Origin of the sequence: Streptomyces tatrensis (genome assembly GCF_049310065.1) — a bacterium.
Classification (GTDB): Bacteria; Actinomycetota; Actinomycetes; order Streptomycetales; family Streptomycetaceae; genus Streptomyces.
On sequence record NZ_JBMDLB010000007.1, the window covers coordinates 1365701 to 1390300 of the forward strand.

General features: G+C 72.9%; 21 protein-coding genes, 2 pseudogenes and 1 riboswitch. Of the genes and pseudogenes, 10 read left to right on the top strand and 13 right to left on the bottom strand.

The genetic code is table 11. The annotated features are described in order from the left end of the window. Nucleotides 1-224: 224 nt before the first annotated feature. Both ACODT5_RS10000 and ACODT5_RS10005 read left to right on the top strand, forming a co-directional pair. A complete protein-coding gene (locus tag ACODT5_RS10000; RefSeq protein ID WP_422518821.1) occupies nt 225-2024 on the top strand; it encodes a hydroxysqualene dehydroxylase in 1800 nt (599 codons plus the stop codon). Nucleotides 2025-2062: 38 nt separating this feature from the next. Next, the gene (locus ACODT5_RS10005; protein WP_422518822.1) at nt 2063-2899 is read left to right on the top strand and encodes a helix-turn-helix domain-containing protein; all 837 of its coding nucleotides are present in this window, start codon (nt 2063-2065) and stop codon (nt 2897-2899) included. Here the strand turns inward: ACODT5_RS10005 and ACODT5_RS10010 are convergent. From ACODT5_RS10010 to ACODT5_RS10020, 3 genes are all read right to left on the bottom strand, one after another. Beyond that, nucleotides 2885-3307, bottom strand: a complete 423-nt coding sequence (locus ACODT5_RS10010; protein WP_422518823.1) for a hypothetical protein — start codon at nt 3305-3307, stop codon at nt 2885-2887. The two genes, ACODT5_RS10005 and ACODT5_RS10010, sit on opposite strands and share 15 nt — an antisense overlap. A gap of 184 nt (nt 3308-3491) precedes the next feature. Further along, nucleotides 3492-5018 carry a peptide MFS transporter gene (locus ACODT5_RS10015; RefSeq protein WP_422518824.1) on the bottom strand — a complete coding sequence of 509 codons (1527 nt, stop codon included), beginning with the start codon at nt 5016-5018 and terminating at the stop codon, nt 3492-3494. A 135-nt stretch (nt 5019-5153) separates the two neighbouring features. After that, on the bottom strand, nt 5154-6044 hold the full coding sequence (locus tag ACODT5_RS10020; RefSeq protein ID WP_422518825.1) for a bifunctional 5,10-methylenetetrahydrofolate dehydrogenase/5,10-methenyltetrahydrofolate cyclohydrolase: 891 nt from the start codon (nt 6042-6044) through the stop codon (nt 5154-5156). Between the two features lie 28 nt (nt 6045-6072). After that, nucleotides 6073-6172, bottom strand: a riboswitch (ZMP/ZTP riboswitch). A 113-nt stretch (nt 6173-6285) separates the two neighbouring features. Here ACODT5_RS10020 and ACODT5_RS10025 point away from each other — a divergent pair. Further along, complete coding sequence (locus tag ACODT5_RS10025; RefSeq protein ID WP_422518826.1) at nt 6286-7047, top strand: methyltransferase domain-containing protein; 762 nt, start codon at nt 6286-6288, stop codon at nt 7045-7047. A 213-nt stretch (nt 7048-7260) separates the two neighbouring features. Beyond that, complete coding sequence (locus tag ACODT5_RS10030; protein WP_385376681.1) at nt 7261-8835, top strand: RNA polymerase sigma factor; 1575 nt, start codon at nt 7261-7263, stop codon at nt 8833-8835. A gap of 21 nt (nt 8836-8856) precedes the next feature. On the opposite strand, the pseudogene ACODT5_RS10035 reads toward ACODT5_RS10030, so the two are convergent. The 5 genes and pseudogenes from ACODT5_RS10035 to ACODT5_RS10055 all read right to left on the bottom strand — a co-directional run bounded on the left by ACODT5_RS10035 (nt 8857) and on the right by ACODT5_RS10055 (nt 14961). Further along, nucleotides 8857-10638: pseudogene (locus tag ACODT5_RS10035) on the bottom strand (vWA domain-containing protein). Next, nucleotides 10581-11641: pseudogene (locus tag ACODT5_RS10040) on the bottom strand (ATP-binding protein). Before ACODT5_RS10040 ends, ACODT5_RS10035 begins: the two co-directional pseudogenes overlap by 58 nt. A 111-nt stretch (nt 11642-11752) precedes the next feature. Continuing rightward, a complete protein-coding gene (locus ACODT5_RS10045) occupies nt 11753-12202 on the bottom strand; it encodes an SRPBCC family protein (RefSeq protein ID WP_422518827.1) in 450 nt (149 codons plus the stop codon). Nucleotides 12203-12316: 114 nt separating this feature from the next. Further along, complete coding sequence (locus ACODT5_RS10050; protein WP_422518828.1) at nt 12317-14398, bottom strand: phage holin family protein; 2082 nt, start codon at nt 14396-14398, stop codon at nt 12317-12319. A gap of 158 nt (nt 14399-14556) precedes the next feature. Beyond that, a complete protein-coding gene (locus tag ACODT5_RS10055; RefSeq protein WP_422518829.1) occupies nt 14557-14961 on the bottom strand; it encodes a hypothetical protein in 405 nt (134 codons plus the stop codon). A 307-nt stretch (nt 14962-15268) separates the two neighbouring features. On the opposite strand from ACODT5_RS10055, the gene ACODT5_RS10060 reads away from it, so the two are divergent. Beyond that, nucleotides 15269-16054 carry an MBL fold metallo-hydrolase gene (locus ACODT5_RS10060; RefSeq protein ID WP_422518830.1) on the top strand — a complete coding sequence of 262 codons (786 nt, stop codon included), beginning with the start codon at nt 15269-15271 and terminating at the stop codon, nt 16052-16054. 5 nt (nt 16055-16059) lie between these two features. Beyond that, complete coding sequence (locus tag ACODT5_RS10065; RefSeq protein WP_422519615.1) at nt 16060-16683, top strand: DedA family protein; 624 nt, start codon at nt 16060-16062, stop codon at nt 16681-16683. A gap of 373 nt (nt 16684-17056) precedes the next feature. Here the strand turns inward: ACODT5_RS10065 and ACODT5_RS10070 are convergent, their stop codons facing one another. The 3 genes from ACODT5_RS10070 to ACODT5_RS10080 all read right to left on the bottom strand — a co-directional run bounded on the left by ACODT5_RS10070 (nt 17057) and on the right by ACODT5_RS10080 (nt 20161). After that, nucleotides 17057-18157, bottom strand: a complete 1101-nt coding sequence (locus tag ACODT5_RS10070; RefSeq protein WP_422518831.1) for an MBL fold metallo-hydrolase — start codon at nt 18155-18157, stop codon at nt 17057-17059. Nucleotides 18158-18216: 59 nt separating this feature from the next. After that, a complete protein-coding gene (locus ACODT5_RS10075) occupies nt 18217-19491 on the bottom strand; it encodes an aminotransferase class I/II-fold pyridoxal phosphate-dependent enzyme (protein WP_422518832.1) in 1275 nt (424 codons plus the stop codon). Nucleotides 19492-19588: 97 nt separating this feature from the next. Beyond that, entirely contained in the window at nt 19589-20161 is a 573-nt protein-coding gene (locus ACODT5_RS10080) for a TIGR03086 family metal-binding protein (RefSeq protein ID WP_422519616.1), read from the bottom strand. Nucleotides 20162-20374: 213 nt separating this feature from the next. Here ACODT5_RS10080 and ACODT5_RS10085 point away from each other — a divergent pair, with 213 nt between their 5' ends. Further along, nucleotides 20375-21235, top strand: coding sequence for a class I SAM-dependent methyltransferase (locus ACODT5_RS10085; protein WP_422518833.1), 861 nt, complete (start codon nt 20375-20377; stop codon nt 21233-21235). Between the two features lie 23 nt (nt 21236-21258). Here ACODT5_RS10085 and ACODT5_RS10090 read toward each other — a convergent pair whose 3' ends face one another. Then, complete coding sequence (locus tag ACODT5_RS10090) at nt 21259-22056, bottom strand: SGNH/GDSL hydrolase family protein (RefSeq protein ID WP_422518834.1); 798 nt, start codon at nt 22054-22056, stop codon at nt 21259-21261. Beyond that, entirely contained in the window at nt 22043-22612 is a 570-nt protein-coding gene (locus tag ACODT5_RS10095; RefSeq protein WP_422518835.1) for a PadR family transcriptional regulator, read from the bottom strand. Before ACODT5_RS10095 ends, ACODT5_RS10090 begins: the two co-directional genes overlap by 14 nt. Before the next feature lie 112 nt (nt 22613-22724). Between ACODT5_RS10095 and ACODT5_RS10100 the strand changes: the two genes are divergently transcribed. Genes ACODT5_RS10100 through ACODT5_RS10110 form a run of 3 tightly spaced genes read left to right on the top strand, consistent with a single transcriptional unit; the run spans nt 22725 to nt 24585 of the window. Continuing rightward, a complete protein-coding gene (locus ACODT5_RS10100) occupies nt 22725-23171 on the top strand; it encodes a nuclear transport factor 2 family protein (protein ID WP_422518836.1) in 447 nt (148 codons plus the stop codon). Between the two features lie 53 nt (nt 23172-23224). After that, nucleotides 23225-24022 (top strand): thymidylate synthase, encoded by a 798-nt coding sequence (locus ACODT5_RS10105; RefSeq protein WP_243341679.1) that lies wholly within the window; start codon nt 23225-23227, stop codon nt 24020-24022. A gap of 56 nt (nt 24023-24078) precedes the next feature. Continuing rightward, nucleotides 24079-24585: a dihydrofolate reductase gene (locus ACODT5_RS10110; protein WP_422519617.1), complete on the top strand. Its 507-nt coding sequence runs from the start codon at nt 24079-24081 to the stop codon at nt 24583-24585. The last annotated feature ends 15 nt before the right edge of the window (nt 24586-24600 follow it).

Consider the following 24600-nt stretch of genomic DNA (forward strand, 5'->3'; position numbering starts at 1 on the left):
TGACGTGGAGTCAAGGTTCCCACAGCTCGGGCGGGAGGGAAGGTTTCGCGCCATAGTGCGTGCGGGTGCTTCCCTGCCTTCCGTGGCCACCGCGCCGCCCCTATGCTCCTGCGCCGGACGTGACTGTTACCGCCGGTAATACGACGGGTGGCATCACTGGTGACGCCACCGGTGAGACCGCCGGTGACACCGCCGGGTGCCGACGACATCGAGGGAGCATCACCGTGACGCGCACAGGAAACTCCAGGCGCACCTTCATCGCGGGGGCCGCCGCCACCGCGGGCGCGTTATCGGCCGCCGGGACCCTCCCGGCCGAGGCCGCGACCGCAGCGGCCACCCCCCGGCCCGCCGCGGCGGCGGCCGACGCGCGCCGCGTGGCCGTCCTCGGCGGAGGGGTCGCCGGCCTCACCGCCGCGCACGAACTGGCCGAACGCGGCTACGCCGTCACCGTGTACGAGCGGCGGGCCCTCGGCGGCAAGGCCCGCAGCATGGACGTCCCCGGCAGCGCCCGGGGCGGCCGCCGGCCGCTCCCCGCCGAGCACGGCTTCCGCTTCATCCCGGGGATCTACCACAACCTGCCGGACACGATGCGGCGTATCCCCTTCCCCGGCAACGCGAACGGCGTCTGGGACAACCTGGTCGCCCCGCGCGAGATGATGTTCGCCCGGGCGGCCGGCCGCGAGGACCTGCGCGCGCCCATCCCCTGGCCGGAGCACTCCCCCGCCGAGCTGACGCCCGACGAGCTGCGCCGGGCCCTCACCGGCATCCTCCAGTCGCTGGTCCGCCTCCCGCTCCACGAGACGGCGTACTTCGTCGACCGCGCCCTGGTCTTCCTCACCAGCTGCGACGAGCGGCGCGACGGGCAGTGGGAGCGCACGCCGTGGTGGGAGTTCACCCGGGCCGCGCGGATGTCGAGCGAGTACCAGCGGATCCTCGCGATCGGCGTCACCCGCAACATCGTGGCCACCAAGGCCGAGGAGGCCTCGACCCGTACCGTCGGCACGCTCGGCGAGGCCTTTGTCTTCAACCTGCTGGGCCGCGGCGCCGACGGCCCTCCGGACCGGATCCTGAACCTGCCCACCAACGAGGCGTGGATCGACCCGTGGGAGGCCCATCTGCGCTCGCTGGGCGTGGAGTTCAGGATCGGGTGGACGGTGCGCGAAGTGCGGTACGGGGACGGCCGGGTGAGCGGTGTCCTCGTCGAGGACCCGGCCGGAGCCGTGCGGACCGTCACCGCCGACCACTACGTCAGTGCGCTGCCCGTCGAGCACGCCCGCCGCACCTGGAGCCCCGCGCTGCGCGCGGCCGACCCGATGCTCGGGCGGTGCGACCTGCTGCGGACCGACTGGATGACCGGCATCCAGTTCTACCTCAGCGAGCGCGCACCCCTCGTACACGGCCACCTCAACTGCATCGACTCGCCCTGGTCGCTGACGGCGATCCAGCAGGCAGAGCACTGGCCGTCGCGCGACTTCCCCGCCGACTACGGGGACGGCGCGGCCGTGGACTGCCTGTCGGTGGACATCTCCGAGTGGGACAAGCCGGGGATCCTCTACGGGAAGACGGCCAAGCAGTGCACCCGCGAGGAGGTCGCCCGCGAGGTGTGGGCGCAGCTGAAGGCCTCGCTCAACGACACCGGGAAGACCGTGCTGTCGGACGGGAAGCTGCACTCGTGGTTCCTGGACCCGGGGGTGGAGGGGACCGGCACCCCGCATCCGACCAACCAGGACGAGCTGCTGATCCACCCGACCGGGACCTTCCACAACCGGCCGAGCGCGGGCACCCGGATCCCGAACTTCTTCCTCAGCGGGGACTACGTGTCCGTGGACATCGACCTGGCGACGATGGAGGGGGCGAACGCCTCGGCCCGGGCGGCGGTCAACTCCCTCCTGGACAGGGATGGTTCGCAGGCCGCGCGGTGCACGGTGCGGTCGCTGTACCGAGCACCCGAGGTGGAGTCCGCCAAGCGGCACGACCTGTGGCGCTACCGCCTCGGTCTGCGGAACGTCTTCGACGTGGGGTGACCCGGCCGCGGGGCGTCCGGCTGGGCTAACGTCGAGGCATGACGACTGCTGCGCCCTTGACGGTGGGCAACCTGCTGCGCAACTGGCGGGAGCGGCGAGGTCTCAGCCAGCTGGATCTGGCGGGCCGCGCCGACTCCTCCTCCCGGCACATCAGCTTCGTGGAGACGGGCCGGTCCCGGCCGAGCGAGGAGATGGTGCTGCGGCTCGCGGACCACCTGGAAGTCCCGGTGCGGGACCGCAACGCCCTGCTGGTGGCGGCCGGTTACGCACCCCGGTACGCGCACACCCCGCTCAGCGACCCCTCCATGGAGGTGCTGCGCGAGGGGCTGGAGCGGCTACTGACCGGCTACGAGCCGTATCCGGCGCTGGTGGTGGACGCCACGTACGACGTGGTGGCCGCCAACCGGGGCATCCTGATGCTGATGGAGGGCATGCCGGAGCACCTGCTGGCCGGTCCCCTCAACGTGATGCGGCTGACCCTGCACCCGGAGGGCCTCGCCCCCCGGATCCGCAACTTCCGCGAGTGGCGCGGACACCTGCTGGCCCAGATGGAGCGGCAGATCGCCCTGGCCCGTTCGGCGCCGCTGCGCGCGCTGTACGAGGAGGTGGCCGCCTATCCGCTGCCCGCGGCGGCGGCGGGGACCATCGAGGGCGAGCGGCACGCGGCCGGTCTGGACGCGGACGGGCCGCACGAGGCCGTGGCGTACCTCGCGCTCCCGCTGCGGATCGAGCACGACGGGCACCTGCTCTCCTTCGTGTCCTCCATCTCCACCTTCAACACCCCCATGGACGTGACGGTCGCCGAGCTGGCCATCGAGACGCTCCTGCCGGCCGACCCGGCGACGGTGAAGTACCTGCGGTCACTGGCGCCCTGAGCCCGCGCGCAGCGCGAGCTGCTGGAAGAGGGCGAAGGAGCCGACGGTGAGCGCCTGCGCCGGGATCCACACCGCCCCGGCGGTGGTGGGCGTGAACCAGACGACGAGGGAGACGAGGCTGAGCGCGGCCCAGGCGTAGTTGCCTTCGATGACGAGCTTGACGGGGAAGACCGGGGGCTGCCGGCGCAAGGCCAGCAGGCCGACGCCCGCCGCGTAGAGCAGCAGGAACACCCCGAGTCCCAGCAGCAGCCCCTGGTCGATGCCGAGCAGCCGGCCGAGGGGCGCGGAGAAGGCGACGTAGGCGAGCCCGTTGCCGCTGGTGACGACGGCGTCGAGGGCGAGGAACCGGCGTAGCGCGGTCTGTGGGACGGCAGTGCGGGCTACGGCGGTGAGCAGGGTTGCGGACATGGCGGATCAGCCTCCGTCGAGGGTCGATTGCGCTGGTGGAGTACGGACGACCCGGGCCCCGGAGCCGAGTGCGCGGCCCCGGAACCCGATGACTCCACTGTGCCGCCGGAGCCCCACGGGGTCGATTACCTCGCAGGTAATGCGCGCACTGGCGACCGGGCCGAACCGGTTCGGGCGCCCCGGTTCAGGCCGCCACCGCCACCGTCTCGCGGGCCGCGGCCGCCTCGCCCGTCAGGACCTTGAGCCGCTTGGTGAAGAAGACCATCACCGCGCCCGCCGCGATCACCATGGCGCCCTGCCACAGGAAGTTCCAGCTCTGGCCGATCACCGCGTCGAGCCGGGGCAGCTGCGCGCCGATCGCGTCTCCGGTGGCGGCGGCGAGGAACCATACGCCCATCATTTGATTGGTGAAGGCCCGGGGGGCGAGCTTCGTGGTGACCGAGAGGCCCACCGGGCTCAGGCACATCTCGCCCATCACCTGGATCACGTACACGCCGACCAGCCACATCAGCGAGACCTTGACCCCGCTGGAGGCGATGGCCGCGGCGCCCGACATGACCACGAAGGAGGCGCCGGTCAGCAGCAGGGCCAGGCCGAACTTGAACGGGGTGCTCATGTGCTTGCCCCGGCGCACCCAGAAGGCGGCGAAGACGGGGGCCAGGATGATCACGAACAGCGAGGGCAGCGACTGGGTCCAGCTCGCCGGGATGTGCCATCCGAGCAGGGACAGGTCGGTCTTCTGGGCGGCGAACAGGTTCAGCTCGTTGCCCATCTGGTCGTAGACCAGCCAGAACAGCGTGGCGGCCAGGAAGAGCCAGACGTAGGCCCGCAGCCGGGTCTTCTCGACCCGGTCGATCTTGGGGCTGCGGTACATCGAGAGCAGCACGCCCGCCGGGACCACCACGGCGACGATCGTCAGCACGAAGGTGATGTTGTCGATGCTCAGCGCGTGCGCGGCGACCAGCAGGGTGATCAGTACGGCAGTGAAGACCAGGCCGTACGAGGAGGACTTGCGGATCTTGGTCCGCTCGGCAGCGGTGAGCCGGACCACGGGCTCGGCCCGCAGCTGCTCGGACAGGTGGCGGCCGCCGAGGACGTACTGGACCAGGCCGAGGGCCATGCCGACGGCGGCGGCGCCGAAGCCGAGGTGCCAGTTGACCTCTTCGCCGAGGTAGCCGACGACGAGCGGGGCGATGACGGCGCCGAGGTTGATGCCCATGTAGAAGATCGAGTAGCCGGCGTCGCGCCGCTGGTCGTCGTCGGCGGCGTACAGCCGGCCGACCAGCGCGGAGATGTTCGGCTTGAGCAGCCCGGTGCCGATGACGATGAGGACCAGGCCGGGCCAGACGAAGACCGGGTTCGGGACGGCCATCAGGACGTGGCCGGCCATGATGACCACACCGCCCCACAGGACGGCCCGCCGGGCGCCGAGGAACCGGTCGGCGATCCAGCCGCCGGGGAGCGCCAGCAACGAGATCATGGCCATGTAAACCCCCTCCACGGCCTCCGCGGTGCCCTCGTGGAGGCCCATGCCCCCGTGGCCGCGGGAGGCGGCGAGGAAGTGCACGAGGATGGCGACCATGCCGTAGAGGCTGAAGCGCTCCCACAGCTCGGCGAGGACGAGGGTGGCGAGCCCGCGCGGGTGGCGCTTCCTGCCCACCGCCGCCGCGTCCGGTGCTGCGTCCGACGCCGGGGGCTTCTGCATATCCATCGAAGGCTTCACATATTCAGTGGAGCCCTCCCGGGCCGGACCCGGATCGTCCTTTCGGCCGGTTACCGGGGGAAACAGAACGCCCCGGACCGAAGGGCCCGGGGCGTTCGCCTTGCGGCAGGGGTGCGGACCGGGTCAGAGGTCCGCGAGGGCCAGGCCGGCCTGCGCTGCGGCGGCCTGGACGGTCTGCTCCAGCAGCACCGCGATGGTCATCGGGCCGACGCCGCCCGGTACCGGGGTGATCAGCGAGGCGCGGGCGGCGGCCGACTCGAAGTGGACGTCGCCGACGTTGCCCTCGTTGTAGCCGGCGTCCAGGACCACGGCGCCCGGCTTGATGTCCTCGCCGCGGATGAACTCGGCCTTGCCGACGGCGGCGACCAGCACGTCCGCCTGGCGGACGATGGACGGCAGGTCCACGGTGCGCGAGTGGCAGTAGGTGACGGTGGCGTTCTGCTCGAGCAGCAGCATCCCGGCGGGCTTGCCCAGGATCGCGCTGCGGCCGACGACCACGGCGTGCTTGCCGGTCAGGTCCACGTCGTAGGCCGCCAGCAGGCGCATGATGCCGCCGGGGGTGCAGGAGACGAAGCCCGGCAGTCCGAAGCCCATGGCGGCGAAGGAGTGCATGGTGACCCCGTCGACGTCCTTGCCCGGGGCGATGGCCTCGAAGGCGGCGCGCTCGTCGATGTGGTGCGGGACGGGGTGCTGGAGCAGGATGCCGCTGATCTCCGGGTCCTCGGAGAGCGCGGTCAGGGTGGCGACGAGCTCCTCGGTGGTCGCCCTGGCCGGCAGCTCCACGTGGCGGGAGGTGATCCCGGCCTTGGCGCAGCGGTTCTGCTTCATGCGGACGTAGGTGACGGACGCGGGGTCCTCGCCGACGAGCACGGTCGCCAGACAGGGCGCGGTGCCGGTGCGCTCGGTGATCTTCGCGGCGTACTCGGCGGTCTGCTCCGAGATGCGGCGGGCGAGGGCGGTGCCGTCCATCAGCGTGGCGGTCCGTGCCGGCTGGGCAGTCGTCTGAGTTGTCATCGGGGCTCCTGAGCGTCGCTGCGGGATCGCGGTTCGCCCAGGCGCGCGGCAGTCGGCGTACGGATACGGGAGTACGCCGGGCCGCTCCCCGGTGGTGATCCACCCGAACGCCAGTCACGGCCCGCCGCCCAGTGTAGGCGACCCCCGCGGCCCCCCTCCCGACAGGTCCGGCGGGCCGGGAGGGCGCCCCGGCCCCGGCAATCCGGTGGATGACCGGGGCCGGACCTGGGACGATCGAGACATGACGCGCACTTTCGACCATCTCGTCGCGGAAGCAGAATCGGTCTCCGTGGACGGCTGGGACTTCTCCTGGCTCGACGGCCGCGCCACCGAGCAGCGCCCCTCCTGGGGCTACCAGGGCCTCCTGGCGCGGCGCCTGGCGCAGGCCGGCTCCGCCCTGGACATCCAGACCGGCGGCGGGGAGGTGCTCGCCGGAGCCGGGCCCCTGCCGCGGCTGACGGTGGCCACCGAGTCCTGGCCGCCGAACATCGACAAGGCGACAAGGCTGCTGCACCCGCTCGGCGCGGTCGTGGTCGCGGACTCCGACGAGCCGCCGCTGCCGTTCGGCGACGAGGCCTTCGAGCTCGTCGCCAGCCGGCATCCGGTCACGATCTGGTGGGAGGAGATCGCGCGGGTGCTGAAGCCCGGCGGCACGTACCTCTCCCAGCAGGTCGGCCCGGCGAGCGTTTTCGAGCTCGTGGAGTACTTCCTGGGACCGCAACCGGAGGAGGTCCGGCGGGGCCGGCACCCCGACGACGCGGTCGCCGAGGCCACGAAGACGGGACTGGAGGTGATCGATCTGCGCTCCGAGCGGCTGCGGACGGAGTTCCACGACATCGGAGCCGTGATCTACTTTCTACGGAAGGTGATCTGGATGGTGCCGGGCTTCACGGTCGGGCAGCATCGGGACCGGTTGCGCGAGCTGCACGAACAGATCGAGCGCGAAGGCCCGTTCGTCGCACACACCGCCCGTTTTCTCATCGAGGCCCGCAAAACGGGCTGACAAAACGGGCGGACGCGACCACCCGCGACCGGCTCCCCGGTCACAGCGTGGCGCAGGTCACTCAATTCAGCGCGTAACGAATCTACTCGGGCATGCGATGAACCGACAGGTGTCCTCGTGCGGCCCGGAATACAGACCCCCCTCGGGTCTGTTTCCCGAGTTCGCGCGATGATGTCCCGCCACCCCTTATCTGTTCGCAACGAGAGGCTCCTTGTGTCGCTCAGCCCGTCCCGTACGTTCCCCACGGAGATCGCCGAATCCGAGGCCCTGGTCGCGCTTGTCGAGCGTGGCCGCGAGCAGGGTCACATCAACGGTGATGACGTGCGCCAGGCCTTCGAGGCCGGCCGCATCCCGGTGGACCAGTGGAAGCGGGTCCTGCGCAGCCTGAACCAGGTCCTGGACGAGGAGGGCGTCGCGCTGCACGTCAGCGCCGCCCCCGCCACGAAGGCTCCCGCCAAGAAGGCGCGCAAGGCGGCCGCCGCCCCGGCGCGCACCGTCGCCAAGAAGGCCGCCGCCCCGCCGCGCCTCATCGGTGCGCGCAAGACGGCTGCCACCACCCCCGCCGCGGCGATATCCGATCCGTCGGCCTCCGGGACCGAGGAGGAGGTGGCGGCCGAGGCCGCCGCCGCGCCGAAGAAGCGTGCGGTCAAGAAGACCGCCGTGAAGAAGACCGCCGTGAAGAAGACGGCCGCCACGAAGAAGACCGCCAAGGACGGCGACGAGGGCGACGCCCCCGTGGCCGAGGGCGAGGACTGGGCGGCCGAGGACCTGGACGAGGGCGACGAGAAGGAGACGCCCAAGACGGGCGGCAGCGCCGGCTTCGTCCTGTCCGACGACGACGAGGACGACGCCCCGGCGCAGACCGTCATGGTCGCCGGTGCCACCGCCGACCCCGTCAAGGACTACCTCAAGCTCATCGGCAAGGTGCCGCTGCTCAACGCCGAGCAGGAGGTGGAGCTCGCCAAGCGCATCGAGGCCGGTCTCTTCTCCGAGTACAAGCTCGAAGAGGAGGAGGACCACAAGCCCGCGTTCAAGCGCGAGCTGGAGATCCTCGTCGAGGACGGCCGCCGGGCCAAGAACCACCTGCTGGAGGCCAACCTCCGCCTCGTGGTCTCCCTCGCCAAGCGCTACACCGGCCGCGGCATGCTCTTCCTGGACCTGATCCAGGAGGGCAACGTCGGTCTGATCCGCGCCGTGGAGAAGTTCGACTACACCAAGGGCTTCAAGTTCTCCACGTACGCGACCTGGTGGATCCGGCAGGCGATCACGCGTGCCATGGCCGACCAGTCGCGCACCATCCGCATCCCCGTCCACATGGTCGAGATCATCAACAAGCTGGCCCGCGTCCAGCGCCAGATGCTCCAGGACCTCGGCCGGGAGCCCACTCCGGAGGAGCTGGGCAAGGAACTCGACATGACCCCCGAGAAGGTCATCGAGGTCCAGAAGTACGGCCGCGAGCCGATCTCCCTGCACACCCCGCTGGGTGAGGAGGGCGACAGCGAGTTCGGTGACCTCATCGAGGACTCCGAGGCGGTCGTGCCGGCCGACGCGGTCTCCTTCACCTTCCTCCAGGAGCAGCTCCAGTCCATCCTGGGCACGCTCTCGGAGCGCGAGGCGGGCGTGGTCTCCATGCGCTACGGCCTCAACGACGGCCAGCCGAAGACCCTCGACGAGATCGGCCGCGTGTACGGGGTCACCCGTGAGCGCATCCGCCAGATCGAGTCGAAGACCATGTCGAAGCTCCGTCACCCGTCGCGCTCGCAGGTGCTGCGCGACTACCTCGACTAAAAAAGTCGGGTCGCACGCCCCTCAGGCCAGTCGGAAGACCGGCCCGCGGGGCGTGAACGGCAGACAGGCGCCCTGCGGAACCAGGAAGGCGTGCTCGCGCCGGATCCGCAGGGTGTCGGTCCAGCCGTCGGTGATCACCAGGACCGGGGCCCCGGGCGGGAAGTCCTCCGCCCGCAGCAGCAGGTCGATGCCCGGCTGCAGCACGGTCCCGCCCCGGCCGCGCACCTTCACCCGGCCCGCGATCTCGGTCGGGGGCAGATAGCCCGCGTCGTACGGCGCCGCGTCGCAGAACACGACGCGGGCGGCCGGCACGTCGCGGGCTTCGGCGTACGAGGCGATGGCGCCGAGCGCCTTGCCGAGCAGGGCGGTGTCCATCGACCCCGAGGTGTCGAGGACCACGCCGAAGGTGCAGCGGGCGGTCTCCTCGAGCGGGAAGTACCGTCCCGCGCGCGGGATGTCCGGGGTGGAGGCCTGGCGGCGGGCCGGGCGCGCGAAGCTGCGTACCGGCTCCGGGCGGGGCACGTACTCGTCGAACCAGCGGGCCAGGCGCGCGTCCCAGGGCACCCGGGGGTCCCCCCATGCCCGAAGGGCTATGGGGGAGGGTGGGCCAGCGCCCGGATCTCCTGCACCAGCCCGGCGGGCAGCAGTCCGCGCTCCCCGTATCCGTGCAGGTCGAAGCCCTGGACCAGGCCGCCGCGGTAGAACTCGTCCAGGTCGGTGGACGGGTGGGTCAGCAGATCGGCTCTTGCTCCGTGAACCGTTGGCCACGCTTGGTCAAGTGGGGCAACGGTTTCGGCGCTACGCTGTCTAGCGATCGTGGTTCCAGGCTTCGGCTGTTATCGCGTAGGTGTGACTGTGCACGACCAGATGGATCGCGCAGAGAGAGCTACCCCGCGGGCCCCAGCCAATGGCCACGGCATGCAGGGACTACCGGACTTGCGAGGATGCCGCGCACCGCAGCAAGCGGACAAGACGCGAGTACGCCGAGCTCGAACCCGGCCCCTGCGCCCCGAAGACCGTTCGCGGGGCACCAGGCGGAAATGCCTGGCTCGTGGCGATGCGGCCGATTATGGCCACCTCTCCAAGGAACGGTAGGAGGAGACGAGCCAGTTCAGGGCTCGTACGGTTGGGGCCGGCGGCTTTCACGCCGCCGGCCAGGTCCATGGTGGCGGACACGGACCGGGTGAGGGCGTGGGCGAAGCCGGTCTGCCAGTCGGGGACGGCGCTCCAGTGCGACCAGGCTTCCAGGATGTAGCGGGGCGGGACGCCGTCCTGCCGCCAGGCGCGGGCGAGCTGTTCCTCGTCGCCGCCGGGGTACTGGTCGGGCAGCCGGTCGGGGGCCCGGCCGACGGGGAAGTTCTGCAGGAAGCGGTTGACGACGACGCAGCGGGCGGCGGTCTCGGCGCGGTCGGGCTGTGGCCGGTCGTCCTCCTTGGCGGCGGGTACGTGCCCGAAGCCGAGGTGGAGCAGGCCGTGCGCCAGGGCCCAGGCCCACTCGGCGGGCTCGGCCGGGGGTCCCCCCATGCCCGAAGGGCTATGGGGGCGGGTCGGGTGGGCGTGGATCACCCCGTTGGAGGTGACCACGGCGAGCCCGGCGGTGGCGCAGTGCGCGCACTTCGGGCTGCGGCAGTGGGTGGCGGACACGGCGTTCAGCGCGGGGTTCTGCCGGACGGCGGCCCGCCCCGCCTCGTAGGCGAGGGTGGCCGGGTCGGGCTTGGGCTCCTTGCCCTGCTTGGCCTTGCTGCTCACCGGCGGGCCTCGACCAGGCGCGGCATGTCGCGGGCGGCTTCGATGAGGAACCAGGCGGGCAGCACCGGCAGGCCGTCGACGTCGTCGGCGATGACGGTCTGGGCCACCTCCACGGAGATCTCGGCGAGCTGCACGAGCAGGGACTTCGCGCGGTAGGCGGTCTGGCGGACGCCCGGCGAGACGTGTTCCTTGCGGGTCGGCAGTTCCTTGACCAGCCGGCCCCGGAAGGCCTCGGCGAGGTAGTACAGCAGGTCGCGGTCCTCCGTGCGGGCGGGCCAGGAGGCGTCGCCCTTGATGACCGCGTCGATGCCGAAGGTGTGCCGGACGATCTTGGCGTAGCCGCGGAAGGAGACGGCGTGCGCGGGGGTGAGGGTGCCGTGCGCGAGCACGCCGAGGGTCTGCTCGTCGAGGTCCTGGCCGAAGGAGTGCAGGGCGTCGGAGAGCATGTGCCAGGAGCGGGGCGTGGAGAACGGCTCCTCGCTCTTGGGCGGCTGCGACCAGAGGTGGTCGGGGCGGTCGGTGAGGTAGTCGGTCACCCAGGGGTGGATGCCGTTCTCGCCCGCCCAGACCAGCCAGTCGCCGGCCGAGGCCGTCAGGTGGACGTGGGTGAGCCGGTTGACCAGCGCGGAGGCGATGGGCCGGGCCAGGGCGTTGTCGGTGGCCCGGTTGCCCGCGCCGATGACCATGGAGCCCGCGGGCAGCTCGTAGGAGCCGATCCGCCGGTCGAGGATCAGCGAGTAGAAGGCCTTCTGCACGTCCGGGCTCGCGGCGTTGAGCTCGTCGAGGAACAGGCAGTACGGCTCCTCGCGGGCGATGGCCTCCGGCGGGCAGACACCGAACGCCCGTCACGGATCTGCGGTACGCCGATCAGGTCCTCGGGCGCCAGCTGGGTACCGAGCAGGCTCACGCACCCCAGCCCCAGCGAGTCGGCGAACTTGCGCACGAGCGAGGACTTGCCGATGCCGGGCGCGCCCCACAGGAACACGGGCCGCACGGTGGCGAGCCCGAGGAGCAGGTCGGGGAGCTGGGCGGGGGTGACGGTGACGGCGGCCTGCACGGGAGGGGTGTCCTTAGGGGTCCGGGTATGCGGTGCGCCCAGTGTGAACACACCGCATGTCCCGGAGCACCCGGTTTTTCCGTGCCTCCGATGGCCCTCCGCCCCTTGTGCTCAGGCAGCGGAGTGCTCCAGCAGGTGCTTCAGCTTCTCCTCGCTGCGCGGCATCTCCTTGCGGACCATGGGCTTGACCGCGAGCGGTACCAGCGCCCTGCCCAGACCGTGGCCCTCGAAGTCGACGGCGATGGTCACCCGCGAGCGGGCGCCGCCGTCGAGGGGTTCGATGTGGCCCCGCACGTCCGGCCGGACCGGCCCGTCCAGGCCGTGGAAGTGCCAGCTCCTCGGCGGGTCGAGTTCCATGACCTGCATGGTCGTGGGGACCCGCCGCCTGCCGATCTGCCGGGTGACGAGGACCTTCGAACCGACGTGGACGGGGAGGTCCCCCATCGGCACCGCGGACACGGCGCTGTCCTGCCACTCCGGCAGGTGCGTGGGGTCCGTGATGTACGAGTAGACGTCCTCGGGACTGCGGTCTATGTCGATGCTCTTGCTGATCGCGGACATGGCGACCCCTTGGAGCCCCCCTGATGGACTCTGCTTCCAACGTACGCCCCGGCCGGGCGGCCGCGCGATGCCTTCAACGCGATGCCTTCGGCGCGATGTCTTCGGCGGGACGGTCTAGGCCGGGTCCGTGCCCGGGGCGACGGAGATCTCCGGGGAGACCGGGACCTGGGGGCCGTCCGCCTCGGTGAGCCAGCGGCGCAGGACCTCGTGGACGGCCTCCGCACCCACCAGCTCCCCGTCGGGGCGGTACACCGGCTCGGACAGCTCCACCGGCCACATCAGGAAGGGGTGGCCCTGCTCCCCGCCCAGGCCGCCGTGCGAGCCGATCTGCTCCTCGAAGGCGTGCACCGAACCCGTCTCCGGGTCGTAGGCCGAGTTCACCATCACGTCGGCCACGTGCGGGAAGGTGTCGGTCCGCCGGACCGCCCGCGCCGCGCCCGGGCCGAAGGGGGCCAGCAGTGCCTCCGCCGCGCCCGGTTCGTCCAGCCGCGCCTCGGCCCCGTCCGCCATCAGGACGGTCCCGTCGACGAGGAGGAACCCGACCCCGGGGTGGTTCGCCAGGGTGGGGAGCAGCGCCGGGTGCGCGCGCTCGATCCGCTCCCTCGACGCCCGGCCGGGCAGGTCCGGGAAGGAGATCAGCCCGAGGTTGCCCGAGGCCAGTACCACCGGGTCCGGCCCCGCCCCGGGGCGCACCTCCTCGTCCGTCTCCTCCACCGGCCGGTGCAGGGCGGCCAGTACGGCGGCCCGCGCCTCGGAGCCGCTGTGGGTACGGCCGGCCTTCCGGGACACGGGCAGCCCGCAGCCCGCGCGGACCAGGTCCTTCAGGGTGAGCCCGTACCGGGCCAGGAAGGTCTCCCCCGGGCTCTGGCCGTGGTCCGAGAGCAGCACGATCCGGTACTCCCGGGGCGCGTGCTCGGCGACCCGGGCGATGAGCGCGAGGCTGCGGTCGAGCCGGGCGAGCACCTGCTCGGTGTCCCGGGAGCGCGGGCCGGAGTGGTGGGCGACCTCGTCGTAGGCGACCAGGTCCGCGTAGACCGCGGCGCGCCCGGCCAGCATGTCGCCGATCACCGCGGCGACCACGACGTCGCGCTCCACCACCGTCGCGAAGGCCCGGATCAGCGGGTACAGCCCGCCGCGGGCGACCCGCGGCCGGTCCCCGCGCAGGCGGCCGCGCAGCGACTGGGTGATCTCGCGGGCCACCTCGGCGACGAAGGAGAGCGCCGTGCGGACCGCGTTGGCCGGGTCGGAGAAGTACGCGAAGTAGCCCGCGCGGGAGCGGTTGTGGGGGCTGCGCCGGGCGGAGACGGACAGGACGAGCGCCAGTTGGCCGGCGCCGCCGCTGAAGAGGTTGCCGCGGCTGGCCCCGTCGAGGGTGAGCAGGCCCCCGTTCCCGGTGCGTTCGACGGCCCGCCGCTGGAGCTCGGCGGCGCTGGTGGGCCGGTTGCAGACCACCACCTCGCCGGTGTCCTTCTCGTACCAGCGGAAGGCCGGCACGTCGAAGTTGGAGCCGTGCAGGATGCCGAGCTGGCTGGCGCCGGTCTGGCTGGACCAGTCGGTGCGCCAGGAGGTGATGCGGTGGCTGCGGTCGAGCCATTCGGCCACCGTCGGCATCAGGCCGCTGCCGGCAGCGCGGCGCAGCACCTCGTACCCGACCCCGTCGAGCTGCAGGAACACCACGGCGGGGGTGCGTTCGTCGGCCCCGGGCAGGCCCTCGCGGCGCTGGCGGCGCCGGCGGCGGTCGGAGAGCCGGTAGAGCCGGCGCCGGTAGGCCTCGTCGTCCCGGACGGCGAGCGCGGTGGAGGTCGCGGAGGCGACGGCGGACATCACGGCGGCGACCACCACCGCCGTCTCGGGGTCCGCCTCGCCGCGGCCGGCCGGGATCAGGCTGAGCGCGATCAGCAGCAGCGAGCCGTTGAGGAAGAAGACGAGCAGGCCGAGCACCAGGGCCGGCACGAGCAGCAGGGCGCGTACGAGAACCGGCCACACCAGCGCGCTCAGCAGACCGAACGCGCCGGCGCCGAGGGCGGCCGTCAGGCCTATCTGCGTGATGCTGTCGCGGTCGCCGCCCGCGCCCGCCTGGAGCCTGAAGTCGGGGAGGATTCCGGCCAGGGCGAGCATGGTGAGGGTGGACACCGCCCAAACGATGACCACCCGCACCAGGGCGCCGCCCGTACTCCGCCACCGGCCTCGCAACACGCCGAACCCGCCTCACCACCGTGGCCCGCACCGCGCCGACGGGCCCCCGTCCCCACGCTGTCCAGGCTCGCACAGCGGCGCCCGACCGGCCGGGTGACACGGGCGGCGGATGTGCGTACGGGGGGCGCGGCGGGGGGGCCGGCGATGGTGAGCGGGGGCTACGTGCCGTCGTATCCGGCGGTCGGCATGGAGAGCCGGCGGTGCACCTCGGCCTTCATCGCGGAGGTGTAGCGCGGCTCGTCGAGACCGGCGGTTTCCAGCCGTACGCCGCGTCGTTCGCACTCCGCGGTGAACTCCCCCACGGAGCGCAGCGCACGGGTCAGCACCCGGTGGTTGGCGGTGACGAACAGGTCGACGCGCCCGGCGTCGATGTCGCTCCACAGCCCGCAGTGGTCGGCGCGCAGCCCGTAGACGAACAGTTGGCGGGTCACCACGTAGCCCCGGTCGGCGGCCCAGCGGGCGCACATGGCGTGCTGGCTCCGGGTGTCGACGGCGAAGGGATCCGCGTCCAGATCCTCCAGCGGGGCCAGGCTGGCGATCGCGGCCACGCGCAGCTCATCCATGCCGCCCGACCCTACTCCGATCCGGCGCCGGGGAGGAGGGGGCGTGGGGGCCGTCTCTTTCGGATCTTGCCGGTCAGGCCCGCGTCGTCCGGTGCCGTGCCTCGGTGCGCTGCCGGGGCTCCCGCGTACTGGACGTACTCGGGTGCCCCGGCAGTGCGGCGAGGCGCGGTGCCGGGCGGCGCGGGCCAGGCAAGATCCGAAGAGACGGCCCAGCCCGGTTTCCTGGTTCCGGGCGGTTTGGGCGGGCAGCCTTTAGGCTCGGACGGGACCCGGTGGCAAGCGGGACGAGGGAGGAGATCAGGGGCCGGTGGAGATCACTTGGTGGGGCCACGCGACGTGCACGGTCGAGGACTCCGGTGTCCGGCTGCTCACGGACCCGCTCTTCGCACGCCGGCTGGCGCACCTGCGGCGCCGTCGCGGGGCGGTGCCCCCGCCCCAGGCGGCGGTCGCCGACGCGGTGCTCGTCTCGCACCTGCACGCCGACCATCTGCACCTGCCCTCGCTGGCGCGCCTCGCGCGCGGCACCCGGCTGCTGGTGCCGCGCGGGGCGCCGGGCGCGGTGCCGGGGCTGGCGCGGATAGCCGGGGTGCGGGGGCTGGAGGTCACGGAGGTGGCGCCGGGCGACACGGTGACGGTGGGGGACGGCGTACGGGACGGCGGCGTACGGGTCCGGGCGGTCGGCGCGCGGCACGACGGGCGGCGGCTGCCGTTCGGACCGCGGGTCGCTCCCGCGCTCGGGTACGTGATCGAGGGCTCGTCGCGGACCTACTTCGCCGGGGACACCGGCCTGTTCGACTCGATGGCCGACGAGGTCGGACCGGTGGACGTGGCCCTGCTGCCGGTGGGCGGCTGGGGGCCCTACCTGGGTCCCGGGCACCTGGACGCGGCGGGTGCGGCGCGGGCGCTGGCCCTGCTGGCGCCGGCGGCGGCGGTTCCGGTGCACTGGGGTACGTACTGGCCGATCGGGATGGACATGGTGCGGCCGCACGAGTTCCACGCGCCGGGCGAGGAGTTCGTACGGTGTGCGCGGCGGGAGGCACCGAAGGTGACGGTCCGGGTGCCCGCGCACGGTGAACGGGTGCGGCTGCCGTGAGGGCCCTGTCCCAGCTCGCGGAGGCGGCCGCGCAGGTGCCGCCGGAATCCACCCAGCAGGCGATCGGCTATCCGACCCTCTTCGTGCTGGTGGCGCTGGGCGCGCTGGTGCCGGTCATTCCGACGGGCGCGCTGGTCAGTACGGCGGCGGTGGTGGCGTTCCACCAGGACTCGCTGCCCTTCGGGCTGTTGCTGGTCTTCGGGGTGTCCTCGCTGGCCGCCTTCGCCGGGGACCTGGCGCTGTACTGGCTGGGCCGGCGCGGGGTGCACTCCCGGAACGGATCGCGCTGGCTCGAAGCGCTGCGCCGGCGGGCGACCCCGGAACGCCTCTCCCAGGCGCAGCGCAAGCTCGACGAGCACGGCGTCCTGGTCCTGGTGGTCTCCCGCCTCCTCCCGGGCGGCCGCATCCCGGTGATGCTGGCCTGCCTCCTCGCGGAGCTCCCCCTGCGCCGGTTCGCCCGCGGCGACGGCCCCGCCTGCCTGGCCTGGGCGGCGACGTACGGCCTGATCGGCATCGTGGGCGGCTCCCTCTTCGCGGAGCCCTGGAAGGGCGTGGCCCTGGCGGTGGCCCTCACCGTCCTCATCAGCGCGGCCCCGGCCCTGTGGCGCCGCATCCGACCTGGCGGCTGACCCGGCCGGTCGGGGAACCCGATGCCATGTGCGGCGCCGTTCCCGGGGACCAGCCCCCGGACCCCCGCGCCTCAAACGCCGGCGGGGCTGGTTTCCCCAGACCACGGCATTCACGTGCAGGCCGACACGGGGCGCTTTCAGCCGTCCGGCGTTTGAGGACCGGGGTCTGGGGCGGAGCCCCAGGACGGGTCCGGGCGGAGCCCGGGGAACGGTGGAAGGGCGGGTAGGGGACTTCGCCCCGCGCAGCGGCAAAGGGGGCTGCGGGGACTTGGCCCCGCGCAGCGGCAAGGGCCGCTCGGGGACTCTGCTCCGTGCAGCGGCAAAGGTCGCTGCGGGGACTTCGCTCCGCGCAGCGGGCACTCTCAGCCGTCGGCTAAAGGGCCCGGGACGCCCCGACCGGGAGGTCCCAGAGGTGCTCCCGGGGCAGCCCGGTACGGGCCCACGCGGCCCGGACCCGCTGCAAGGGCTCCATCACGGGCTCCGAGGAGAGCACGAAGGTCCCCCAATGCATCGGAGCCATCCGGACCGCCCCCAGGTCCAGGCAGGCCTGCACGGCCTCCTCCGGATCCGCGTGGACGTCCCGCAGCCACCACCGCGGGGCGTACGCCCCGATCGGGAGCAGCGCGAGATCGATGCCGGGGTGCCGCCGCCCGATCTCGCCGAACCAGTGCCCGTAGCCCGTGTCGCCCGCGAAGTAGACCTTCTTCTCGGGCCCGCCCCCGGCGGCGGTGGCGCTGAGCATCCAGCCGCCCCACAGCGTCCGGCACGCGTCCAGCAGCGACCGCTTCGACCAGTGGTGCGCCGGCACGAACTCGAACCGTACGCCGCCCAGTTCGGCCGACTCCCACCAGTCGAGTTCGGTGACCCGGGTGAACCCCCGCCGCCGGCACCAGCGCGCGAGACCGGCCGGGACGAAGAGCGGTGTCGAGCGCGGGAGGCGTTTGAGGGTGGGGGCGTCGAGGTGGTCGTAGTGGTTGTGGCTGATCACCACGGCGTCGACCGGCGGCAGTTCCTCCCACCGCACCCCGACGGGGGTCATCCGGGCCGGGGTGCCGAGGATCCGCCGGGACCAGACGGGATCGGTCAGGACGGTCAGTCCGCCGATCCGCAGGATCCAGCTGGCGTGTCCGGCCCAGGTGGCGGACACCGTCCCGGCGGCCACGGCGGGCAGCGGGGCGGGCGCGTACGGCAGGTCGGGGATGCCGCGCAGCCCTTCGGGACCGGGCCGGAAGGCGCCTTCGCGGGCCAGCCGGGCGAAGGCGCGCAGCCCCGGCAGCGGGGTGGTCAGCCGGTCCGCGAACGAGCGCGGCCACAGCCGGTGTTCGCCGAGCGGCCGTGGCCGCGCGTGCCGGACGCCGGTACCGGCGTCGGCACCGGCCCGGGAAGCCGCCGGGACGTCCGAGCCGGTCTCGGCCCGGACGTCGGCCCTGACCTCGGCCCGGGAAGCCGAGGGGGCGTCCGTCTGATCCCTCATCGAGAAGTCTCCGTTCACCGGCGGCATTCGGTATTTCCGGGCGGGTTCGCGGGCGGGTCTCAGTCGGACAGCCCGGCCAGGACCGACCGAAGCCGGGCCAGGGAGTCCCGTACGTGGGGCAGCGCGAGGGGGTCGGTCGCGGTGAGCGCGGCGAGCTGCTCCTCCGGGGTGGCGCCGAGCAGCGGTCCGGTCGACAGCCGGACCCGCGGGGCGACGGGCTCGTCCGCGAACCGCTGCCCGCCGGGCGTCGGCGCGCCGAGCCGTCCGCCCAGCCAGTCCTCCAGTTCCATCGCGTCCGCGACCCCCTGCCGGGCGAGCCCCGAGCGCAGCGGCGTCAGATCGGCGTAGAGGTGGCGGCCGGCCTGCGGGGGCCGGGCCAGCGCCCCGGCGGCGAGCAGTTCCCGGTGTGCGGCCCGGGCCACGGCGCCGTGCAGGGCGGCGGCCGCGGCGGTGCGTCCCGCGACGGCGGCGGGCTCGTCGAGGGCGTGCGCGGCCGCCCCGGCGACGGGGCCCGCGACGAGCCCGCCGGTGGCGGTGAGCACGTCCAGGGTCCGGGCCCGCAGCCAGGTGCCGTGCGGGGTGCCGGGGAAGCGGATGACGGCGGCGGGCCAGCCGGCGGGCAGCAGCGCGCCGGAGAGGTCCAGGAGCACCGCGGTGTCGTCCGGCAGCATCTCGGCTGGGCTGAGCACGACGAGCCGGTCGTGGGAGCCGCCGGAGCCGTGGGAGCCCGGGCCTCCGTGGGCCGATCCGTGGGCCGGACGGTGGACGGTGTCGCGCCAGGTCTCGTCGCTGACGACGAACAGCCCGGCGGACTCGGCGGCCTCGCAGGCCTCCCGGAGCAGTTCGGGCGGCGGGACGGTAGCGGTCGGGTCGTCGGCCACGGACAGCAGCAGCACCCGCGGGTCGCCGCCCTCGGCGCGCACCCGGCGCACGGTCTCCAGCAGGGCGTACGGGTCGGGTACGCCGCCGCACTCGGCCGGGGTGGGGACGTGGTAGGCCCGCCGTCCCAGCAGCCGGACCTGCGGCGTCCACCAGGCGGGACACGGCCGGGGCAGCATGACGTCGCCGCCGTAGGCGCCGAGCAGCGCGAGCAGCAGGGCGGGCGCGCCGGGTCCGGCGGCCACGTGGTCGGGGTCGGTGGGCAGCCCCCGACGGCCCCAGTGGCGGGCCGCGGCGGCCCGTACGGGCACTCCCCCGCCGGCCGGCTCGGGGGCCGAACGCCAGGCGGCCGCCGCGAGGACGGCCGTGAGTTCGGGCAGGACGGGCAGGCCGGGCTGGGGCGGGGGCGGGCCGTAGCGGACCGGGCCCCGGCCCTCGGCCGTCGTGCGCTGCATCCCCGACACCGCGCGCCACCTCTCCCTGCCGTCTCCGCGCTCCTACTCCCGACCCATGCCTTTATACGGTTATTCGTCCACGATCGCCCGTTGTGCGTCAGCCGTCCCTCCCCAGCAGCGCGAGCAGCCGGGTCTGGGCGTTCGCCCCGGCCGGGATCGCCAGCGGGGCGGCGTACATGCCGCTCGCGGCCAGCCCGTCGGCGTAGGGCATGACCTCCTTGATGGAGAACTCGACGAGGCCGTCCGGCAGCCGGCCGTCGGCGCCGATGCCCCGCGCGAGGTCCCAGGTGTGGACGACGCAGTCGGCGGTCAGCTCCGAGCAGTACGCCGATCCGAGCGCGGGCCCGTACGAGAGCCGGACGGTGCGCTCCAGCGCCCCGGGGATCTCGAAGGCGGTGTGCGCGGCGGCCGAGGCCTCGTCCCAGGCGGCGGCCGGGTCCGTGCCGAGGACATCGCCGTTGAAGGTGCTCCCGATGTCCTCGACGGTGCGGCCGTCGGTCACCAGGGGCGGTATCCACAGCTGTTCGGCGGTGACGTGGTTGACCAGGTCGCGCACGCTCCATTCGCTGCAGGGCGTCGGCGCGTCCCACTGCGCGTCCGAGACCGCGTGGACGTACTGGCCGAAGAGCCGCAGCGCCTCGGCGTGCCGCTCGAGCAGCGGGTCCGGCATGGATGACATCCGTCTCACCGTCCTTCGTTCCTCCGGAATCACTGTCCTCGCCCCCACCACGCCCTGCCACCCGCTCACCCAATCCCCTTGGCAGGCAAGGATGGTGTCCACATGTCAAAACGCATATCTCAGATGCCGAACTGATCCCTTACGGTGAATCCAACGCCTCGACAGCACTTCGACAGCACTTCGACGACGAAGGAGCCATGTCCCATGAACGCCACGGACGCCACAGACGCCACGGATGCCGCTCACACGGCGGCTGCGCACGAGACCGCCGTATACACCCACGGCCACCACGAGTCGGTGCTGCGCTCGCACCGCTGGCGCACCGCCGAGAACTCCGCCGCGTACCTGATCGGCGAGCTGCGCCCCGGGATGAGCGTCCTGGACGTGGGCTGCGGCCCGGGCACGATCACGGCGGACCTGGCGGAGCTGGTGGGGCCGCAGGGCCGGGTCACGGCGGTGGACGCGGCGCGGGACGTGATCGACCAGGCCGCCGCGTACGCGCGGGAACGCGGGCTGACCGGCATCGAGTTCGCCACGGCCGACGTCCACGCGCTGGACTTCCCCGACGACTCCTTCGACGTGGTCCACGCCCACCAGGTGCTGCAGCACGTGGGCGATCCGGTGCAGGCGCTGCGCGAGATGCGCCGGGTGTGCCGGCCGGGCGGGATCGTCGCGGCGCGGGACGCGGACTACGCGGCGATGACCTGGTACCCCGCGACCCCGGGGCTGGAGGAGTGGCTGGACCTGTACCGGCGGGTGGCGCGCGCCAACGGCGGCGAGCCGGACGCCGGGCGCCGCCTGCGCGCGTGGGCGCGGGCGGCGGGCTTCACGGACGTGACCTGCACGGCGACCTCGTGGTGCTACGCGACCGAGGAGGAGGCCGCCTGGTGGTCCGCGCTGTGGGCGGACCGTACGACGGCCTCGGCCTACGCGGGGATCGCGACCGGCGGCGGACACGCGACGCAGGCGCAGCTGGCGGCCGTCGCGGAGGCCTGGCACGCCTGGGGCGCGGAGCCGGACGCCTGGTTCTCGGTACTGAACGGCGAGATCATCTGCCGCGCCTGACCCCTGCGGGGGTGCCTTCCGGTTCAGGCCGCCAGGCGTACGGGGAGCAGCTCGGGCCGCTTGGCCGTACGGCCGTCTCCGGAGGAGCGCCCGCGCAGCCGGCGCCCGATCCAGGGCCCGGCGAAGCCCACGGCCCACCGCAGCTCCCCGGCGACGCCCCGCAGGCCCGCAGGAGCGGCGGGCGGCGGGCCGGGCAGCGGGCGGGTCCAGGCGTCGTCGCTGCCGGGCAGTCCGAGGGCGTGCGCGACGCCGGCGGCGATCATCGCGTGGCCGGACGGCGCGGCGTGCAGCCGGTCCGCGCTCCACATCCGGGGGTCGGTGGAGGCCTCGTGGCGCTCGAAGTCCGCGACGGCCACCCCGTGCCGCTCCGCCGCGCGCCGTATGCGCTCGTTGAGCGCGGTGACCCGCGGGGCCGCTCCCTTGGCGAGCGGGACGAGCTTGGCGATGTCGGGGAAGGTGACGGTGGCGACGCGGGCGCCCTGCGCGGTGAGCGCGGCGAACATCGCCTCCAGGTGCCCGGCGACCTCGTCGGCGTCGAAGCGGGGCCGCAGCACGTCGTTGACCCCGGCGACCACGGTGGCCAGGTCGGGGCGGAGCGCGAGGGCCGGCCCGAGCTGCCCCTCGCGGACCCCCGCCGCCAGGCGGCCCCGTACGGCCAGGTTGGCGTAGAGCACGTCGGGCTCGTGCACGGCGATCATCTCGGCGAGCCGGTCGGCGCACCCGCGCAGCCCGGTGCGGTCGTCGCCGTCGCCCACGCCCTCGCTCTGGCTGTCGCCGAGCGCCACGTACCGGGTCGGCCGTCGCTGCTCACTGCTCTCCACGGGATGCCCGCCTCTCGTTCAGAATGATCGTGGTGCGCTCGTACCAGGCGCGGTTGGCCCGCTCGAACTCCAAGCCGCGCAGGCAGGTGAGGTAGGGGCCGATCCGTGCGCCGTGGCGCAGGAACTCCTCCTCCGTGTGCTCGCCGCGCATCGCGCGCAGCAGCTTCTCGAACAGCTCCGCCTTGGCCGTCGCGAAGGCGGTCCGCTCCGCGAGCTGCGCGATCAGCGCCCCCGTGTCGACGTACTCGGCCGCCTGGACCTTCACGAGCAGGTCGTCGCGGATCACGCAGGGCTTGGTCTCGGCGGCGGTGAAGCGCTCCAGCTCGGCCAGTCCGGTGTCGGTGACCTGGAACAGCCGCTTGTTCGGCCGGGTGTCCTGGACGACCTCGCGGCCCGCGATGAAGCCCTCGCGCTCCAGCCTGGCCAGCTCGGCGTAGAGCTGCTGGGGCAGGGCGTGCCAGAAGTTGGCCACGCCCGTGCCGAAGGCCTTGGCCAGCTGGTAGCCGCTCAGCTCCTCGTCGAGCAGCGCCGCCAGTACGGCGTGACGCAAAGCCATCGGGAGGTCTCCTCGGGTCCGTGTCCGTTCACGGCGCCCTCTTCCTCAGGGCGCCCGGACCATGATAGTCAAGAAACTGACTAATCACATCGGTGACTATCGAGGAGCCCTCATGAGTACCGACACCAGCCCGGCCGACCACTTCCGCGCCGCCGTAGCCGGCCATGACCTCGCCGCACTGGACGCGCTGTTCACCGACGACGTCCGGCTCAACAGCCCGGTGAAGTCGAAGCCCTTCGAGGGCAAGCCGGCGGTACTGGCCCTCTTCCGGGTCCTCCTGCGCACGTTCGAGGGATTCCACTACGTCGGCCACTTCGACGGCAGCGTCCAGTCCGCGGGCGTCCCCTTCGGGGCGGAGGGAGCCGAGGGACCGGCGACCGTACTGCCGTTCCGGACCACCGTGGGCGACCGGCAGGTGCACGGGATCGACATGCTGCACCTCACGCCCGAGGGCCTGATCGACGAGATCACCGTGATGCTCCGCCCCCAGACGGCGGTCGTGGCGGTGGGTGAGGCGGTCCTGGCCGGCCTGCTCACCGACGGCGTGGTGACCGGCTGACCGGCCCACCGGCTGACAGGACCTCCGGCGGCAGCCCAGTAGACTCGGTGCCCGTGGCGGATACCCAGTACGAAGACCTGTTGAAGCTGGTGCTCACCTCCGGGACGGCCAAGGCCGACCGGACGGGCACCGGCACCCGGAGTGTCTTCGGGCACCAACTGCGTTACGACCTGTCGCAGGGGTTTCCCCTGGTCACCACCAAGAAGGTGCACCTCAAGTCGATCGTGTACGAGCTGCTGTGGTTCCTGCGCGGCGAGTCGAACGTCGGCTGGCTGCGCGAGCACGGCGTCACGATCTGGGACGAGTGGGCCGACGAGAACGGCGACCTCGGCCCGGTCTACGGCGCCCAGTGGCGCTCCTGGCCCACCCCGGACGGCCGGCACATCGACCAGATCACCGAGGTCCTCGACACGCTGCGCCGCGACCCGGACTCCCGCCGGATGATCGTCTCCGCCTGGAACGTCTCCGAGCTGTCCAAGATGGCGCTCGCCCCGTGCCACGCCTTCTTCCAGTTCTACGTGGCCGACGGCAAGCTCTCCTGCCAGCTGTACCAGCGCAGCGCGGACCTGTTCCTCGGCGTACCGTTCAACATCGCCAGCTACGCCCTGCTCACCCACATGGTGGCGCAGCAGGCCGGCCTGGAGCCGGGCGACTTCATCTGGACCGGCGGCGACTGCCACATCTACGACAACCACGTCGACCAGGTGACCGAGCAGATCTCGCGCACCCCGTTCGAGTTCCCCGAGCTGAAGCTGCACCGGGCCGACTCGCTCTTCGACTACGCCTACGGCGACGTGAAGCTGGCCGGCTACCAGCACCACCCGGCCATCAAGGCCCCGGTAGCGGTATGACCCCCGACACGAACGCCGGCATGAACGCCGACATGAACGCCGGCCCGAACGCCGGCATGAACGTCGGGCTGATCTGGGCGCAGAGCCCCGACGGCGTGATCGGCGCGGACAACGGCATTCCCTGGCGGCTGCCCGAGGACATGGCCCACTTCAAGGCCACCACCCTCGGCCATCCGGTGGTGATGGGCCGCAAGACCTGGGATTCGCTCCCGGTACGGTTCCGTCCGCTGGCCGGGCGGCGCAACATCGTGGTGACGCGCGATCCCGAGTGGGCCGCCGAGGGCGCGGAGCGCGCGGGGTCCATCGACGAGGCCCTGGAGCTGGCTGCGGCGCGGCCCGACGCGGCAGACTCCGCGGCCGCCTGCTGGGTGATCGGCGGCGGAGAGGTCTACCGCGGCGCGCTGGCCCGCGCCGTCATGCTCTCGGTGACCGAGGTCGACACCAAGGTGGTCGGCGACACCCACGCCCCGGAGCTGGAACCGGCGTGGGCCGTCACCGAGGACGGCGGCTGGCAGTCCTCGGTCACCGGCCTGCGCTACCGCATCCGCACCTACACCCGGTAGGCGAAGGCCCCGTTC